This is a genomic window from Aeribacillus sp. FSL K6-1305 (genome assembly GCF_038050115.1).
In the GTDB taxonomy this organism is placed as follows: Bacteria; Bacillota; Bacilli; order Bacillales; family Aeribacillaceae; genus Aeribacillus; species Aeribacillus composti.
This window is the reverse complement of the sequence record NZ_JBBOQV010000001.1, coordinates 338,516-356,919: the sequence shown is the minus strand read 5'-3', so window position 1 is coordinate 356,919 and position 18,404 is coordinate 338,516. Positions and strand designations below refer to the sequence as shown.

Genomic DNA, 18,404 nt, shown 5'->3' with positions numbered 1-18,404 from the left:
ACCTGTTTTAATAAAGTAAACATCCGGCTCATTCCCTTCTCATTCAATTGAAGGAAGAGTGAGACCATATTTTTAACGTTTCATTCTGGAAAAATTGGTTTAGGTCTATTCGATCGGTTCCTATGACCTAAAATAAGAACATTTCGTGCGGAAAAAGGCATATTCCCCCGCATTAGAAATGCTAAAAGCTTGGCAAAAGAAATCCCGCACCATTTGAAAAACAAAAGCGCAAACAGTGCACTGAAAACCGCCCGGTTCGTAGACAACGCCCTGACCAATCTGAAAAATTCAATCCCTGACCGGCAAATGGGATTTGCCATGGAAGGGATTGGGAACGTTAAAGTTCCGGTCGAAAACACCAATGGATTGGAGAATAAAGTTCGAGCTTATCTAAGTGAGAAGACGGGGTTAAATCTAGGCGGAGGTAAAGCAGGCAACGATGGCGTTGAACTTAGCACTAAGGGTACGGGTAAACCTTTACAAAAACATCATTATGCTACTAATAAAAGTAAAAAATATACTCCACAAATAGAGGCTATAACGAAAAAATATGGACTAGATTTGGATGACGTTTGGAATATAGAATTACTACCTCATCAGGGAAGACATCCAAATGCTTATCACGAGTATGTGTTAAGCAATATTAGAACTTTTGATAAAATAGCTAAGGGGGATAAAAGGAAATTTTTAAGATTATTCGAACAATTAAAACAGGAAATTAGAAAGAACCCGGAGATGCTTTATAAAGATTATTGGAGGAAGAAATAATGAGATTTTATAAGTTGCTAATGGATGATAGTGATGATAGAGATGTAGTAGCATACTGTATAGATACAAAGGGATTTGAACAATATGAATTATCGGAAGGTAAGTATATTCATAATTGGAATAGCGAAATCACCTTTTACTTTGACCCTAAAGAAGGAGAAAGATTAACAGATTATTTAGCAAACAATTTAGGGTGGTTTATAGTTTCTGAAAGATTTAAAGCGATTTTAGAGGAAGTAGATGATGGTATACAATATCTGCCTATAAATGTAGTGAATAAAGGTGAAAACAAAATTTTAAAAGGTTTTTCGGTAGCTAACATTTTGAATGTTGTTGATGCATTAAACTTAGAAAATTCAGATTATAGTGTGTTTGAACTTGATGGTGAAAGTATATATAGTATAAAAAAATATGCTTTATGTAAGGAGGCGATACAATCAAAGCATATTATTAAGCTCAAGGGTGATGAAATTCCAATATTCATATCAGAAGAACTTAGAGAATTAATAGTGAAAAATAATATAACAGGATGTGACTTTTTAGAAGTTAAAGTAATCTAAATATAGGTATTTTATACGGGAATAAGGCTCTGACTCATAAGGGTCTAATGGTATTATGTCAAGAAAATAGGACACGTAAAATCGAGAAAAATTTAAATTCCTACTACCGTACTTCGTTTGGTGACCTCTTGAGAAGGAGAACGGTTTGGTAAACCATTCCCCTTCTCAAGAGGAAAGATGTCCCTTATATCGTAACTTATGGTGAGAAACGTTGCTGCTTTTTGTCTTGCCGATGCATCTTCTCATACTCCATTGGGGACATGTACTCATTAGCGGAATGAATTCGCTCGGCATTATAAAAACACTCAATGTATTCAAAAATCCGTCGCTTCTTCCCTTGTCGTAAAGGTTTCGTGGAAAATGAGTTCTTTTTTCATGATGCTGTGAAACGATTCGGCACATGCGTTGTCATAACAGTTTCCCTTTCGACTCATGCTCGTCTGTATGCCGTATTGCCTCAACATGGCTTGGTATTCATTCGATGCATGCTGGCCCCCTTGGTCCGAATGGTGAATCAGACCAGGTTGAGGACTTCGCTGATGGATGGCCCGGTAACTCCTTTGTCATACGCTCGGAAAGATACCAGCCTACGATTTTACGAGAAAACAAATCCATGATGGAGGCTAAGTACAACCAGCCTTCTTTCGTCCAAATATACGTAATATCCGCCACCCATACTTGATTCGGCTCATCTGCTTCAAACTGCTGATTTAATAAGTTCGGATACACCGGCCAATGATGCTTCGAGTTCGTGGTTGCCTTATATTTTTTCTTTGTTTTTGAACGAATATCACCATCTTTCATGATTCTGGCGACCGTCCTCAACCCCTTGCTTCTGAAGGATTTTTGTGATTTTTGGGCTGCCATACGTTTCTCTTGACTCGATGTGAATCTTTTTGATTTGCTTTTTCAACGCTTCCTGTCTTTTCTTTTGTTGACTTTCTGGGCGTTTGACCCATGTATAATATCCACTTCTTGAAACACCTAGGACTTCGCACATCTTCGCCACACGAAACTCCTTTCTATGCGTATGAATGAATTCATAAATTACTTCTGGTTTTTGGCGAAGATGCTCATGGCCTTTTTTAAGATGGTGTTTTCCTCCTCCAGATCCCGAATGCGCTTTTGAAGTTCACGCTTTTCTTGATCTTCTGGTTTAAGGTTTCCGCTTCCGACAAAACTATGTTCGGCATCTTTTTTATAATCTGCGACCCATTTATGAAGAGTTTTTGGTGAAATATCGAGTTGTCTTGCGATTTGAGCGACCGCCTTTCCTTCCTCGACCACTTATCAAAACGTCTAGCCATTATAGACACTCCCTATGATTGATAGATTTACTGTACATTTCTCTATGTTGCTCTCTTAACTCAAACACTCGTTGTACGGCTTTGGCTTTATCCTCGTCGACTCTTAACTGGACAATAAAATTAAGGTCAAGTAGACTAAACACCAAATTTGGGTATACTGAATTAAGGTACAATTTGAATATAAAGGAGAGACTAGAACAGGATACGTGAAATTTATGGGTAACAACAGAGATGGTAAAACTAAATTTGAGTTTGTAGGTACGAACAATAATAGTGAATTACCACTTATCATACTCAAAGTGGCAAGAAGTTTTGGAAAACTATAAACGGCAAAAACATTCCGATAATCAATTCTGTTGAGTAAGAAGAGGGGGTTAGAGATGGAGTATTTTGCATTAGTTAAAAGATTAGACCCGCATATAGAAGAAGGAAGTCACCTTAGAGGTGGAAGGAATTGAATTTACAGGCTTCTCTTCTGTATGTCCCTATGAAATTGAAGTAGGAAAAAGTTATCCTGTCTCAATCGGTTTTACAATTTTAGATGAGTTAGAGATTAGAGTAATATACGATGAGAAGAAGAATTGGAGCGTATTGGCTCGGGTTACTATATTCGAGGTATTTTAAATAAGGACTCAATAGACGCAGGAATAACGATCCTAGATGAAGATGAGTATTTTGCTGATTATCTAGGTTTAATTGGAAAGTATTTGGAGTTGCAAGTTTTTAAAAAGATCGGATTAACCCCCGAGTTTTGGATATAGTTACTCTTAGTCTATCTTTTTCTTAAAATAGTTTTTTTTGGTGGCCATGCAGATCCAGGTGGAACATTTGCTATAACCTCTCAGGCAGTCAATAGGATACAGACTAAAATTGACTTAGCTTTACTTCCAGAGTGGAAAATACAAAAAACTATAAAGGTGTAATTGAAGTTCCAACAAGAGCTGTATTCGTATAACAGTCAAGTAATAGTGATGTTGTTGATGATCTGTGATTATCCCTGCGACTGCAGAGCATTCGCATACAAGGCAGCTTAGTTAAAAATGGGGTGTTTCGTACACGACTATTTCTTCAGACGGATCTTAGTTAGGATTAAACTCTGTAACTCCTTCACCATAAGCGATGTCGGACGGGTTTCAATTCCTCATAGTTAAGATAAAAACTGATGACGGTACAAAAACGAATGGCGGCAAATAGCAGTTTCAATTCCTTATAGTTAAGATCTAAACCCTAAAATTGCTTGATAAATCAACATTCGACATGATTTGAAAATTCCTTCTTCTAATTCTCTTGACTTTCTCTTGACTTTTGTAAAACCGTATTTTCTTTTAAACTTAATAAATTTCAGCTGTTTTCTCTTTTTTTCATTTTGTCGTCGACCCCCTACGACTGGAGGTCGACGACACCGGTATGACATTTTTTGCATCTAATCGATGTCGGGATATTCGCGAAAACAGACGTGTTGAAAGCGGCGTATCGTTTCTACTGTGCCGTCGGGCTTTACTTCTTCAACGACTTTTCTTTCCGTTGTGGCATAATACACCGCATAACCGTTCTTTTTGAGCCAATAAACAAGGGAAAAAGTGGCGCCAAATTCCCCTTGAACGATCACTTTATCCCCCTTTGCCAGCTGGTTGGTTAACCATTCTTTGATTTCTTTTAGGAATTCGTTTTGCCACGGACCAACAGGCGGAATATTCATCCATTGCTTTTTTAAGGGTTCAGGAAAATCGATGAAGGATTCAGCGTTGAACCGCTGGCAAAGTTCCTGCTTTTGTCCTTCTGTTAACTTGTGTGACATGATAACCAATACTTTCATTTGCTACGACTCCTCTGGGTTTGTAGTGTGGAATAAGGATACTCACGGGGGAGCTGCTCAATTAATCTCTTTCCATTACTTGAGAAAAAAAGTTTCTCTGTTTCTTTAATGAACTGATGGGCTTTAGTGATGACATCTTCGCTATTATTTTCAGATAAAAACCCGGCATGGGCGATGTCATTGCGAAATTTAGAAACACATTTGTAAAGTTTATGCATTTTCTGATAATGCTCGTTTGAATTTGTTTGTAAATAATGATTAATCAACTTTTTAATGTTATCCCGAACTATACGTTTCCCAACATCTAAGTTTCTTTCCACTTTGCTATAAACATAGGCCACATGGGTAATCATCGATTCTGCTAGACAAATATAACCGTTGGCATACCGTTTATGATCAAAAAACCACTTTGCCAATTGGAATTGGAATTTGGCATCAGTGTCAGCTCCTTTAAAATAATCAAAAAAACGATTCAAATGTGGTTTAAGGTACGGGAAAATTGGTAGACCGTTTTTATGCTCGTATCCTTTTTCAAAATTGGAGCGAAATTGATCCACTTTACTTTTTAAACTTTTAATGTGGTTTAAATCCGCCAAATTGGATATATGTTTTAAGCTTTCTTTATAACTCTCATGATCGATTAACTCAGCGAAAAGATCCGCATGACCATAATGAATAAATTCATAAACCCCCCGAGTCCATTGGGTCACTTCAAACAACGCCTTCAAATCAACAACAGGAGTCACATTATCGTTTTTTGCTTCCAACATGCCATAGTATACACCCGACAGCTGAATGTTTTCGTCCTTTCGCAAGGTTTGCACAAAGTCAATCAACACAAACAAAAACAGGGGAATCGAACGAAAGGAATGAGTGATGTCTAAATACACTTCATCACCGGGCTTGATAAGCTGGCTAAATTCCATAAAGATCAGAAAATTTTTTATAATCTCTTCTGTATTTTTTCCATTTTGAATCAGCTTGCAACAAGATCCCCCAGTTGCTGAAGGGTTCATTTTTTTCAAATAACGGTCAATCGCTTCATTGACACAGGTCAGATCTGCTTCCGTTAGCGTTCCCTTTGATTTTTTTTCATCAAGTTCTAAGTACACGTCTTCTCCATACGAATTTTCTTTTACTTCACCAAAATAATAATAAACTTCCTCCCACATCGACTGATCCGTTCCAATCATAAAAATTTTATCCAATTGCAGATGTTCACTTAATGCCGATGTGATAAACGAAGTGTCATACCCCTTATCACTGTTTGCAAATTTATAAGTAGTTTTTATGTATTTTCCTCCAGCGGTTGTTTTTTCTTTTTCCCGTATCCCTTTACCGAGGGGCGAGATGAGTACTTTTGCCATTATTTGATCTCCTCTCTATTCTTTCATGACATGCCCCCACCATCTCCCTACACTTGATGGGGGCACGGGTAAATTCTCTCAAACAAAAGCTTCTTTTGAAAAAATGAAGGAAACGCTTTAACGCTTAACAGAGATTATTATTTTTCTTGTCGATATATTTTTTTCAACTGATCCGCAAGGGCAGTGTTTATACTTTGAGTCCGATCGTTTACTTTGTGTTTATTGGAACAGTTTGATGGATTTTTCTTTTTTGTTTTGTACGACTGGTGATTATTTTTTTGCTTGCTTTGACGTTGCTCTTTTTCGTTATTGAGCAGCGATTGAACAGTCGGTAATACGAGGGTTTTTTTATAATTATTTAAAGGCATGTAATTCATTTTACTATGCGGAAGCGGCGACCAGTCTTTCATTTTCAAGAAAATCCTAACACTTTCCTGCTGTTCAATATCAATGCCGAATGTTTTTTGTACATATTGCTTATACTTTTCAATGTAATCAGTCGGCGAAACGAGCTTCATCTTTAAATCGAAAAAGGTGGATAAATGATATAAGCTCGCCTCATTTTTGTAAACGAAAACGGAGAAATGATCAAAGGCAACGATGCCGTAACCATACGGCTTACCCATACCCATTTGATGGTATTTCGGTCCTTGAAGGGACCAGAGCAACAGTCCCAGTTCATCTTCATAAAGCTGGTCAAAAAGAATTTTTGCCCTAAATGTCGTTCCTTTTCGTAACAAATGAAGTTTCTGTAAAACGTTTTTATTTTCAGAACTTTGACTTTTTTGTTCTGTTTTCAGCCAATATTGTTTTAACCCCCGCAGTTCAGCGGAATCATCATTATAAGTCCAGCGAATTTTGGAATCAGGCTGTTTTAAATACATGCCGATCGCCGAAGCTCGGGGCTGTCCTAAAATGACATCCACCGTTTCCTCTCCGCTTTCCGACATCACCTTCGCATTGAGAAATGACAGTCTTGAAGCGTAACTTTTCTCTTCTGAATCTTCTTGAGAAGATTCAGGCATCACTTGTTGAGTAAAGCCGAATAACGCCTTTGCATAATCAATGGCTACATCCGTCTTTTGCAAATGTTTAGGCAGCAACTTTTTGGTTGACCAGTTATACTTTAGTCGCAAATAAGGGCTAAAACCAAAATATACGCGACTATTCAAATAAATATAAAAACACGGCTTCGCATGTTCAATCCCCTTTTTGTCCGGCAATTTAAAGAATTCTTTTTTCTTCTCGTCATTTTCAAATTTTTTGCTACGAAACTCATAATCAGCTTGATACGCCTTTACATCTGCCGGATCAATTTTGATGGGAGTTGCTTCTTTGTCAATGTCATTGATCACATAAGCGGTTTTTTTATTTTTCATAGTCCCTGAAAAAATCAATTTGCCGTCAAATGCTAATTTTTCCTTTTTCGATGTATCGAGGCGAACCACTTTTCCATTTTTATCGACTGAAAAACTAACATTACAAATTTGGAATCCTTCTTTGATCTTCTTTCTTAAAAACGGAAAACTACTTTGGTGGCATTTATAATACGTAAAACCCTTCCTTCCCCCGTCCGATCTCGCCTGATAGATGACATATTGGCCGTCGCTTTCTTTGACGATATAACCCGCTCGAACATTTCTTGCGCCATGATCCTCTCTATCTGTTTCATTCCCTGAAAAGCCAAGAATACTGCGATATTCTTTTCGCACATGTTTATTCCCAGCAACAGAACGGTAGTAAAACGATTCATCTTCAATTTGTTCCGCCCAGTTGCTTAATGAAAGGACGCTAAGGGTTTGGCGAATCAAGCCCCTTAACGATGATCCGGGAATTTCATACTTCCCGTCCACATTTTTCACAAAATACCTAGGCTCATTTTCCTTGCTTCGATCGGTGCCGTCAGCCACTAGTACGGGAGTTTGAGCAGTGATGTCAAACTCGATTTCCCCGGATAACAAGCCTTTGCCGCTGTTATTACCGTCATGACTAGGTAAATCGTCATATCGTGCGTACCGAGAAATAATTCGCTCTGGAAACGGAACAAAGTTATAAGGCGCATAAGCTTCTTCATTCATGATCATAACCACCTCTTTCTCTACTTGAAATTAATCGGGCAAGAATAAGCGATGTAAGCTTGACCGTCTTCATCCCATGCGATTGTTTGGTGAATAATTAGTTTTGTTTTTTTGATTTTTTGTCTGATATGTTTGGATAGATAGTGCTCAACTTCCATTTTTTCCTCTTCTTTAAGCACGGACGGATCATAAGCAGTGCACATCCATTCATCATCCCGTTGCCAAATATGCCACGAGCGCTTGCCGTCAAACGCCCACGCCTCATAAAGGGTTTGCAGGTTTAAAGGTTTTAATAACTTCTCTATTTGCAACTCACTATGATAATAGACAAGAGTATAAGCGTCCGCTGTGACCTCTTTCGGCCAATAAAGTTTATCGCCTTCATTTACAAGAACTGTCGTTTCAAATGGCAAATGTGCCATTTCCATTTCACACCTCCACTGATTCTTTTGCGTGATCAAGCGCCTTTTGCAAATTCTCTAACCAATGGGATTCGTCCTTTATTTGTTTGTCCTTAAAGTTAAACAAAACGTTACCGTCAGCGAATTGGACATGGATGCTGGAAATATCCAAATACCCCCAACCAATCGATGCGCCGCTTCCCACTGTCAATTGCTGCATGCCAAGATCCCGCAAAGCAAACAACAACAATGCCAATACAACTTTATCTTCCGTTGTCATTTCTCCCCCTTTTTTTAGGCGGTAAGTCAAAATTGTTGTAAAAGACCCTTGAACGGTTTTCATGTCCAACAAAGCACCGTTTTTGACACCGCCTGTTAGCGGATTAATTTGGATCCGGTAATACGTCTTTGACTTTTCCTGTTCCAAAAACGTGTCTTCTAACAAAAGATTTCCGCTTCTTTTTGTATGCTCTTGACTGTCCGTTCCAAAAAGTTGCGCTACGTATGTTTCTTTATCTTTCAACTGCATGATGTTTGCAATCCGCTGGATGCGATGACGCAAAACACCCTTAAAGCTAGAAGCAGGAATAATCGCCCGTTCATTTCCATCTTTATCTATTTTCATATAGACCCGATCGGCTTGATCACTATCAAAAGTATTTTGTCCGGCAACTAAAAGAGGGGCTGCTGTTTGACCTTTGATGATAAAACGGATAAACCCTCGATTTCCATCATTTTTTTTAGGCGACCAAGCTGTTTTCTTTTTCGTTTTGTTCACGTAATCGAACAAGTCTTGCTGTTTTGAACAATCATAATGAACAAAATGTCCGTTGACGATAGAAACTTTGCCTCCACCTATGGATTTATCAGCCCCTATGCGGATCGTCCCCTCATTTAACGCCGCGAGCATGTCTTCCACAACATCTTTGTCCGCTTCACACGATGTTTTTAACACGAGCATCACTGTAAAAACAGAACCAGAAGAAACGGTCACTCTCTCAAACAATCCTGATTGAACCGTTTTAGATTTACCATCTAACGCAATTCTCGGCTGCACAAAATACGACTGAGATGTTCTGCAAACACCGTCGCTAAAGATAAGTCGACTTGGTCTCAGTTCATCCCCTATTTTTCCAAATAATTCATTCGCCACATCACTACCAAACGCTTGCTCAACGTAAGATCGACACGCGCCAGCCAATGACGTCCCCGGAAGAAATGGCTTTCCAGCGGCATCCAATAATAAGTCGCCCTCATTATCGCCGATTCTTAACGGCGATTCGGCTCTCAATTCAAAGTTCCACTCAAACACGTGCTGCATGTTGATGCTCCACCTCCCTTTTTTCATTTTTGCTGCGAATGACTTGACGAATCAGTAATTCTAACGCGCGCATGTTCCATTCTGCATAATTCACTTCCACTTGTTCTGCAAGCCTTTGATCAACTTCCCACTTTTGGTCAATTAATTCTAAAATAAAATCTTTTAATTTTTTGTTGCCAACACGCACCCCGTCAAAACTAAGCTTCGATTTAGCCTTTAATCGACGGCTTGTATCTTCCCAAAATTTTTCCCAATAAGTTTTAAGAAAACGAGACGTTCTTTTCTCTTTCGGTTGATGTAAAAACTGTGATGAGTGTTGTAGCAATTTTCCCCATTGAGAGCTTGTCAAATGGTCAGCACCAGTTAACTCCCTTTTCCACTCAGACACTTTCATCCTCATGAAATGGGTTAACATTTCCCTCAATAATCCTTCTTTCAATCGCAATAGCTGTGATCCGTCTTGCTCCTCAATCTTCTGTAAAGGTATAGGCATCCGCACTTCTTCCTTCGCTTCTTTTAAGTAATGATAAGACCAACCCGGCAAAATCATTAAGCGGCCGAAGCCTTCATTTCTCCTTTCTCCAACCCCCCGTTCAGTTAAAGCCATTAACTTGTTGACATCGATCTTTCCCGACTTGACTTCATAATGATAAACCGATCCCGCCTTTACGGCACGAATCATCGGTTGATACGCTTGCCATTGTGAAATATATCCGCCAGTCAATTGCGTCTGCACCACTTGGTTTTTTAACTCAAGGGAAACTCCCAGCTGTTCGCCCAACCACTTGTCATCTAAAGCACTCACCAGTTGTCCAAATTCGTTTCTAATAATCCAATCGGATGTAGCAAGGACATACAGTTCTTGAGATCCGGCCAAATCATCTATATGCACCCACCGCTGCTCAGGATGATCGTTTGCAAACCCGACACGGATGATACAGCGTCCATAGCCGCTGTTTCGTGCCCCTCCAATCCATACGGTTAATTCTTTTTGCTTACAAAGCCAATCGACAAACGGATCACTTTCTTTAACAGAAACAATCGCTTCAAATGTTTGCTTCGGACTAATCGCTTCATAACGGTAAAGATGGCGTTTATCCGCATCATTGCGATTGCCGTTAATGCTCATATGTAAAGAAGATGTCGTTTTCACTGTTTGTCCAGTCAACTGTTGATTTGACTCTAAAAGCATGGCATCTCTTTTGATCTTTACAGGTGAATCTGAACGAATCAAATTCATCTCCTTTTCATCCATAGCATTGTACACTCGTCGAGGATTGGTCGTTTTCTTCTTCGATTCTTCCTTCGTTTCAAACAAATGTTGAGCAAAAGGAAGACTCCGTTCCCCGTTGATTTTTATATAACCATTCCAAAACTGCACTTTGCGATGGTCAAAAATCACTCTCGTATCGAGCTTCTCCGGCGACATACCTGTTGCCTGTAAATAAGTGTGAACAAGGGCCCCCCGCAACACATAACCGGGAATGTAATGGAGCGCGTGGGTAGAATCGCTAGTACCAAGAATGTGGCTAATCTTTAGCGGTTCGCAAACATCGATCGTCAAAGTCAAGTACGGATGACTGAAACCAACTTTTGAAGCGGCGCGTGCTTCTATCTTGTCCATCCCTCTATGCCAATGCAACGTGCAGCGAACGTGACCTTTGCCACGATGGCGCATTATCCCCACATATCGCACCAACTTAACGGCCACCTCTAACAACTCTTTCTCCTCGTCGTTAAGCGTTCCTTGAGTAAAAACCGGCGCATAAAATCGATAACCCGGAAAAACAGCACGAACTTGCCGCAACGAACCGTTCTTCGCTGTACCCGTTTCGTCATCAAGGCTTGTCATTGACCGTACCGTTGTCAGCGCACGCAACACTTGCTTGCGATCAATGCCATTTTCCATCACAAAATCGTATAAATGTTGGCTTAATTTCGCATCGCCAAAACGTAAACTTGAATGATTATGTCTGTGAATCGTGCGATCGGACGAATCAGGACTTCCAAATAATTTGTCTAACGCCCTTTTAGCCTTTGTTGAATCTTCAAACTGCGATAGCTTGCTTACATACCAATCAGCCTGTTCTCGCAACACTCCTTTTAACGTTCGGCCGGCATAATAAGGAAACCCATATTCATCCGTTTGCAAATCGATATCGACCGTCCCCGCTTGATTGCTATTGCCGCCAAACACGGTTTCTGACAACAATTCGATTTCCACTGTTGCAATATGATTCACCCTTCTTTCACCTCACTTAACGGGATAAAATAATCCATTACTTCCAAGGCATCATAGTAATAAGCAACAAGCTTTTCTTTTTTGTCATCTTCCGTCCCATAGACCGAAAATCCATCTTTCGGCGCTAAAAACAACTGATTGGGTCCAATGTCAAATTGTTGTTGAATTTTCCACTGCTCCACCGCTTCTACCCCTTGATGATAAACATCTAGCAGTGCTTTCCATTTGGAGCGAGGGTTTTCCATTTCGCCATTAACAATGACGTTCATGGCATTTAAAAAAGAGAATTGGTAGCTGGCATGATGGCGGATTTTATCGGTTTGTCTTTGCAAATAATAAGGGCGCTGCAACAAGTAACTGCCATCTTCGTTTTCATATAACGATCGGCGCATTAAATCAATGTCAAACTGAAAGTCACCGTCTTTGACAAGATGCCAATCAATTAAAGACGTGTCATACGGTCTTTCCTTCGTTCCCATTCCGAGTTTTTCCCAATTTTCCGAATCGGTTTTTAGCCTTTTTTTCGCATTGGAACATAATTGTTCCGACAATTCATAAGCAAGCCAAAAAGGAAACTTATGTTTGACGATAGCAACACCGGCGCAAGCTTCAAAACTTTGTTTTTCGTTTTGTTCTTGTAAGTATTGAATAAATAGACGGGCACACTCAATTCCTAACTGTCCATATGTAATAAAACAAATATCATCTCCCGCTGCGACAATGGGGCGAAGGGGGACGGTACGTTTTAAATTTTCATCATTTGAGGCATCCTCAGTTCCATAAATGACGCTTGCCCAACGATCATAATCATTCATCAGGTGATGAATCATTTTTTTAAACGCTTGTTTGTATGCATCATCAATCTCTTTTGTAAACGCCTTATATTGATTGATATAATCATCGTTGGATTCAAACGTTTGCTTTAAAAAACTTCCCACTTTGTCACCCATGGCATTTCCATCAATATGGACAATCGCCACATAACTTTTCGCCTGATCACTTTTTTGTTGATGAAAAACACTTTCTAATTTTTTTTGATCTAAAAATGAAAAAGTTTCGCTGTTTATCTGTTTATTTAAGTCTTCCAACAAATGCTTCTCAAAAATTGTGTCTCGTGTCTCTCTTCCCATTCTTTCTTTTATTACTAACTCCCTCGCACGCGGGACTTGTGTTTTCATATCTTTATCAAAACTTAATGCACTGGCCGGCAGACCACTATCCGAACAAATGAAATGAATCCCCCACGACAGTTGCTGCACCGCTTGAGAGCGCTTGTTTTTTTTATCCGCCAACGCATCGCGCATTTGAGTAAAAACGCCTTTTTTAACCAATTGACCTTGTTCATTCTTTTTGTCGTACAAGATGTCATTTTCCCAATCGATGCTTTTGGTCACTAAAAATATCTCAATTCCCGGAAAATACTTCAGCGTTCCGCAAGTCAAATGTTTCGCAAACCGCCTCGCATCTTCTTCTTGATCAAAAACGAATACCGCATTCCCGCCACCAACAATTTTTTCCTGTACATTTGGCAATTGAATTTTCACATCTTTAAATAATTGATGGGGCTCTTCCGTTAACTGACGAATGATCGTCGATGCCCCTATATTTTCGATCAATCTGTTTGTGCGAAAAATATAGTTTTGCTTCTGGGAAATTTCATACATCACCAATGTTTTTCGTCCCATGTCAACAACGACCTCCCTTTGTGTATAAAAAAACACCATCAACGATGGCGTTTTAGAGCTTTTGTCGGGCTAACACGTTCATTTCATCAAAAAACGGAGCCAAATTATCTATAAGGTCCGTTAACTCCTTGCTTAACTGATCATAATGAATATCTTCTTTATGTGCCATCTCAGCATGATTGATATTATTTCGGCGTTGGTTAATGAGATCGAGCTTCTTTATATGTTCCACATATTGTTCAAGAAACGAAACAATTCCTTCCATTTCTTTTCGTTGGCTTTCAGTCGGTTCCTTGCTGCCAACATGCCATTGACTTTGATCTATTTTTTTAGAAACAATATTGATGCAACTGCTGACCATATTTCGTTTTTCTTTATCATGGGGATCCAAGCCATTAGCCAAACAAACTGCCGTTAACATATTTTCTTGAAGCAACGTAAACGCTTGTTGCACTAACTGATGTTCCGCGCACCATTTCGTTGCTACGAACGTATCCATAATGATGTTTTGACCTTCAAATTCGGAAATTTTGTCGTGAATTTTATCCAACAATACACCCAACGGCTTAAACTTTTCGATTTCCAACCCTCTAACGTCATCCAACGTTTCTCTCAAGCGCCTAATGCTTTCGGGAATTTTTTTCCACGGCATGTTGCCATATTTTGAGAAAACTCATGCAAATGTTTGGAAAGCATTTTCATTTTTTAAGCTTCTTCATCTCTGCCTTTTGTTTCTTCTAAAATCGGTGATGCTTGATTCATTGTTAATTGCAGAATTAAAGACGTATCCCCAGCCCGCAAAAAGCTGTCCACTCCGTTCATCCAATCTAAAAGCGTCACCATGTTCGTAACGTCAACAATCGGCACAAGACGCTGTTCCGGTGGCATTTTTTCTACTTCTTGCGGTGAACCCAATTGTTCAAAGATACCATAAACGATCTTGCCGATCGTTGCATTTTTCACTAACCGAGCATAATTCAAAACGATGAGAACAATGAACGGAATTGAACGGAAGCTGTGGGTGATATCAAAATAAATTTCATCTCCTTCATGAATTTCTTGAAGTACTGCATCAAAAAGCCGCCATCTCACTGCTTCATCTTGCGAACTTTCTATTTCCACAATTCGGACTTTAGCCTGAGGGCAATTCGTCGAAAAGCAGAAGACAAACCCTCAAGAGGTTCTCCTTTTTTGTTTTTTGAATCTTCCCAATTCTTTTCTTTTGCTTTCTTGGTTAAAAAACCACCACCTCCATATCGCCGTCATCTTTCATTAACTCATAGATAGCGGTTTGCACAAAACGCGTATACGTTGAACGTTTATTTTCATACGTGTAATAACAAGGTTGATACTCCGAAAGTCCCAAAAACGTCTACAACCGTTTACTAGGCATTTTTCCCCACCTCGTTTTTTTTAGTTTTTTCATAGTTTTCTTAACGTCTAACCTGAATCCGTGACATGGCGTTTATCTTTATTCATTTTAATAAATTTTTTGTATTTGTTGTACAACTGTTTCGGTCTTTTTGGTAGGTTTGAAGTTTCGTTATTCTGTTCATCTCTACTAAAGAGTGTAAAACGGCTCCGTATATTCTTTTGAAAGTAGGATAATATGGGCTGTTATTTCCAAAATTCAAATACAACCTTCGCGAATACCAAACCATTTTAGATTTAAGCAGTATTAGATTTTGAATAACGGTTGTCGCTCTTCGACGAAAAACGTTCTTTTTCACAGTTGCATCATGTAACTTAAAGCTTTCTTGCCCAATGAACTGAAAATAACCAAGCAAGATCAATTCATTTGTCGAAAACTTACCAGACGGTCACCGTTCTAAATCTATGTCTGTTTTCAACTCACTATGAAATTGTCCACATGTTCCATATGCATGATAGAGATCCATGATTTCCTCTGGCTCAATCTCCATAGGTCCAGTAATTAATATCAGGAGCGTAAAGGATTTAGATGATTTTATCAATCGTTCGTTCCACAACTTTGTTAGCTTGCCGAAGAGACTTCTTCATTCCTTTGTCTGTTACGGGAACAGAGCTATAAAAGATACGTTTCCCATCACGCGTAGGAACTTGTTTCCCGATTTGCTCGACAATCGATAGCCATGTTTCAGGTTTTTCACGTCGTGGGTTTCGTTTCATAATATGATGGACGTTTTCTTTTTTACACTCTTTTAAAGAGTAGATGCTATCATTTCCACCATACAAACGAACAAGAAATGGAATGTCTGTCAGTTGTTTTGAAAAGTAAATAGATTCTTAGAGGAAGGTATCTGTGGTCTTTGAATGTGCTTTTTTCCATCACATAATTTAACGTTGACGACATCCCTTTCTTGTCCAAGATAGGCAAGTTTGGCACAACAGGGGAATCAAACTGTTTAAGCAACGAGACAGGTATTTTAATATAATGGACTGCCGTCCACCTACTTTCGCTGTTTGATCTAAGAGTTGTCGTAAAGTTACACTGGTGAGAACAGATTGCACGCCTAGTACACGATGGACGAATGGGGAATCTCGAAATGTCTCGATATCTTCTTTACTTTGACAGAGAATACCGATATAGGAAGTCATCACCTCTCCATTCGTCATAGAAGGTGAAGATTTTATGTTAGTAACTTTTAAGTTTGAAAAGTGCTTGGATAGTTTGGTTTTCGAGAAAAGTAAACCAATTAAACCTAACCCTGAATGAGTGGATAGGGTTTCATCAGAGTCTTCTAGTATAAATTTTACCATTGTCATAATGCACCTACCTGGTGAAGAGATTTCATGGATCCAAAAGGATGCCTAAACCTATTATAACAAGGTTAGTTAGTGCGATTTTAATCACGGATTCAGGATCTAAATTTAATAGATAAAAATAGATACATATTACTATTCCACCTTTCCTAACAAATTCCTGCATTATTATTGAAATTTCTACATTTTTTAAATTAATTACATATTTTGTCTCATCACCATATTCTGTGATGTTCACACAATTCCGGCAATAAGTTAGCAAGATTGATACTCAATCTAGAGTAGCTCCTTCGTCAGCTTGCAGACCACTAAGTGGGTAGAATGGAAGAGGTCAAGCGCTTTCCTTGACGGATTCCATTCTACCAACTACAATGCGGAAAGCTGATGAAGGGCATGGTTAAGCAACCTGATTTTTATAAGTTTTACCTGTACATTCCAAAAATACACGTAGCCGAAATCTTTCAAGGTTTCTGAAGCCAAAAGCACGTCTTTTGATGTTCTTACTCTTATGGTTTGTACCTTCAATCCGGCCATTCGTAAAAGGGGTAAGAAAATATTGTAAAATTTGTGCCTTCCAATTTTCTATCGTCTTGGCTACTTGATGAAATGAAGGAAATGGGCTGCTCCATGCGAGTTGAATCCATTCTTCTAAGAGTGAATCAGCTGTATCATAGTCATTCACTTGGTATATTTTTCTAAAGAGTTCTTTTAGAAAATAGGCATATGACAATTCTGAATGCTCTTTGAGCATCTCGTCTAATTGTTGTTTTTCATTAGCCGTTAACTTTTCAGAACCTTTCAAGAGTTTAAACCGTCCCTTTTTTAGTCCAGGAGTTTTCTTTCTAACTTGGTCAAGTGCATGTGTCACCTTTTGCACCACATGATATTTATCAATGACGATACAGGCCTCTGGGAATATAGATTTAACAGCTTTATGGAAGGGATCCCACATATCCATAACAACGGTATGAACACATTTATTAGACAGAATCTTCTTGGCAAGTAAGATCTGAGTTGAATGATAACTCCGTTGATGTTCCATACCAAGCACACTCCCGGTTTGGGTATCCATAAGAACTGTTTCATATCGGTGACCCTTTCGGACAGCGATCTCATCAAGGCTAAGGATTAATGCATCGTTTTCTAAAACACTTTCAAGAGTTTCTAAATGCTCCTTCTCTTTTTCTTTAGCAACGGAATAAAATATTCTTTCAACGGTTGTATAAGGTATTTTTTCCTTTCGACTCACTTCTTGGATAGTAGAGCCAATGCACATTTCGTACAGATATTCTCTGTACCGATTGGTCTGATGCTTATTAGGACAGATAGATTCAAATGTTTGTGAAAATACCTCATTACAGTTGTGACAACGGTATCTATACACTCTGACAAACAAGAAAAGGGGCTTACCTAATACGGACAAGTCACGAACCTTTCTTGTCCGCCAGTCATGGGCATGACTAGAAAAAAAACCGCAGTAAGAACAGCGTTCTTCTGTAGTATTTTTCTCAACATGTAACAAACTGCAATCTTCAAGAAACACTTGTTTAACAACTTCAAATTCTGGCAAATCTAGTGATACGGAAAACACTTTAGAACCTCCTGTTATGTTAAGTGACGCTAACATTATTGCCAGGAATTCGTGAGTGTTTTCCTTATTTTTTGGGTTAAATCACAAAATGTGGTGAAGAATCCATATTTTTTATGTTATACATTTTTGAATGATTCATAGGAAATTGTTGAGGGCTAAAAAAAGGCTTGCGTGGATAATGGGGAAATTGGCATATCAAACAAATAAGAGGTGTTAAGTAGATTCGGAGTAACACGATGAGCTGATCATTAGTCGCCGTTCATATTGCTCATGCTAAAAAGGAGTACGGAAAATGCTTCTGAAAAACAATCAAGGTCTGGCTTGTTAGCTTCTGACATCAATCGTGCCATGTTCAATGAAATTTCCACTATACGTCAAGATCACCATCCATATGGCAGTGTGAAGAAGAGCGATTTGAATCTAAAGAATTAGCTTTCACAGTACAAAAAATAGAGCTTAAGTTTTTAGAATATAAAGAAAAACTCGGGACGGATATACTGTTCCGAGTCAACGGTTTAAAATTGTA

General features: G+C 38.8%; 12 protein-coding genes and 2 pseudogenes. 3 read left to right on the top strand and 11 right to left on the bottom strand.

All coding sequences use genetic code 11. From position 1 onward, the window contains the following. Window positions 1–189 precede the first annotated feature (189 nt). Both NST97_RS01605 and NST97_RS01600 read left to right on the top strand, forming a co-directional pair. The gene (locus NST97_RS01605; RefSeq protein WP_341342826.1) at window positions 190–768 is read left to right on the top strand and encodes an AHH domain-containing protein; all 579 of its coding nucleotides are present in this window, start codon (window positions 190–192) and stop codon (window positions 766–768) included. Further along, entirely contained in the window at window positions 768–1,328 is a 561-nt protein-coding gene (locus NST97_RS01600) for an imm11 family protein (protein WP_339195165.1), read from the top strand. The genes NST97_RS01605 and NST97_RS01600 overlap by 1 nt, the downstream gene beginning before the upstream one ends. A gap of 196 nt (window positions 1,329–1,524) precedes the next feature. On the opposite strand, the pseudogene NST97_RS01595 reads toward NST97_RS01600, so the two are convergent. Further along, window positions 1,525–2,615, bottom strand: a pseudogene (locus NST97_RS01595) (IS3 family transposase). 400 nt (window positions 2,616–3,015) lie between these two features. On the opposite strand from NST97_RS01595, the pseudogene NST97_RS19170 reads away from it, so the two are divergent. Then, a pseudogene (locus NST97_RS19170) lies at window positions 3,016–3,396 on the top strand (hypothetical protein). A gap of 662 nt (window positions 3,397–4,058) precedes the next feature. Here NST97_RS19170 and csx20 read toward each other — a convergent pair. The 10 genes from csx20 to NST97_RS01540 form a co-directional block, all read right to left on the bottom strand. Beyond that, window positions 4,059–4,451, bottom strand: a complete 393-nt coding sequence (gene csx20, locus NST97_RS01585; protein ID WP_339195163.1) for a CRISPR-associated protein Csx20 — start codon at window positions 4,449–4,451, stop codon at window positions 4,059–4,061. Then, window positions 4,448–5,818 carry a TIGR02221 family CRISPR-associated protein gene (gene csx2 / locus NST97_RS01580; protein ID WP_339199690.1) on the bottom strand — a complete coding sequence of 457 codons (1,371 nt, stop codon included), beginning with the start codon at window positions 5,816–5,818 and terminating at the stop codon, window positions 4,448–4,450. Before csx2 (NST97_RS01580) ends, csx20 begins: the two co-directional genes overlap by 4 nt. Before the next feature lie 137 nt (window positions 5,819–5,955). Further along, window positions 5,956–7,896 (bottom strand): TIGR03986 family type III CRISPR-associated RAMP protein, encoded by a 1,941-nt coding sequence (locus tag NST97_RS01575; protein WP_341342825.1) that lies wholly within the window; start codon window positions 7,894–7,896, stop codon window positions 5,956–5,958. Window positions 7,897–7,916: 20 nt separating this feature from the next. Then, window positions 7,917–8,324: a hypothetical protein gene (locus tag NST97_RS01570; protein WP_339229130.1), complete on the bottom strand. Its 408-nt coding sequence runs from the start codon at window positions 8,322–8,324 to the stop codon at window positions 7,917–7,919. 1 nt (window position 8,325) lies between these two features. Beyond that, the gene (locus NST97_RS01565; protein ID WP_339229131.1) at window positions 8,326–9,618 is read right to left on the bottom strand and encodes an RAMP superfamily CRISPR-associated protein; all 1,293 of its coding nucleotides are present in this window, start codon (window positions 9,616–9,618) and stop codon (window positions 8,326–8,328) included. Further along, window positions 9,602–11,860 (bottom strand): RAMP superfamily CRISPR-associated protein, encoded by a 2,259-nt coding sequence (locus tag NST97_RS01560; protein WP_339229133.1) that lies wholly within the window; start codon window positions 11,858–11,860, stop codon window positions 9,602–9,604. Before NST97_RS01560 ends, NST97_RS01565 begins: the two co-directional genes overlap by 17 nt. Next, window positions 11,857–13,545 carry a Cas10/Cmr2 second palm domain-containing protein gene (locus NST97_RS01555; protein WP_341342824.1) on the bottom strand — a complete coding sequence of 563 codons (1,689 nt, stop codon included), beginning with the start codon at window positions 13,543–13,545 and terminating at the stop codon, window positions 11,857–11,859. Before NST97_RS01555 ends, NST97_RS01560 begins: the two co-directional genes overlap by 4 nt. Window positions 13,546–13,597: 52 nt before the next feature. Further along, window positions 13,598–14,149 (bottom strand): hypothetical protein, encoded by a 552-nt coding sequence (locus NST97_RS01550; RefSeq protein WP_445684573.1) that lies wholly within the window; start codon window positions 14,147–14,149, stop codon window positions 13,598–13,600. Between the two features lie 101 nt (window positions 14,150–14,250). After that, a complete protein-coding gene (gene csx2 / locus NST97_RS01545; protein ID WP_341342822.1) occupies window positions 14,251–14,667 on the bottom strand; it encodes a TIGR02221 family CRISPR-associated protein in 417 nt (138 codons plus the stop codon). A gap of 2,017 nt (window positions 14,668–16,684) precedes the next feature. Then, window positions 16,685–17,878 carry an ISL3 family transposase gene (locus NST97_RS01540; RefSeq protein ID WP_340807229.1) on the bottom strand — a complete coding sequence of 398 codons (1,194 nt, stop codon included), beginning with the start codon at window positions 17,876–17,878 and terminating at the stop codon, window positions 16,685–16,687. Window positions 17,879–18,404 lie beyond the last annotated feature (526 nt).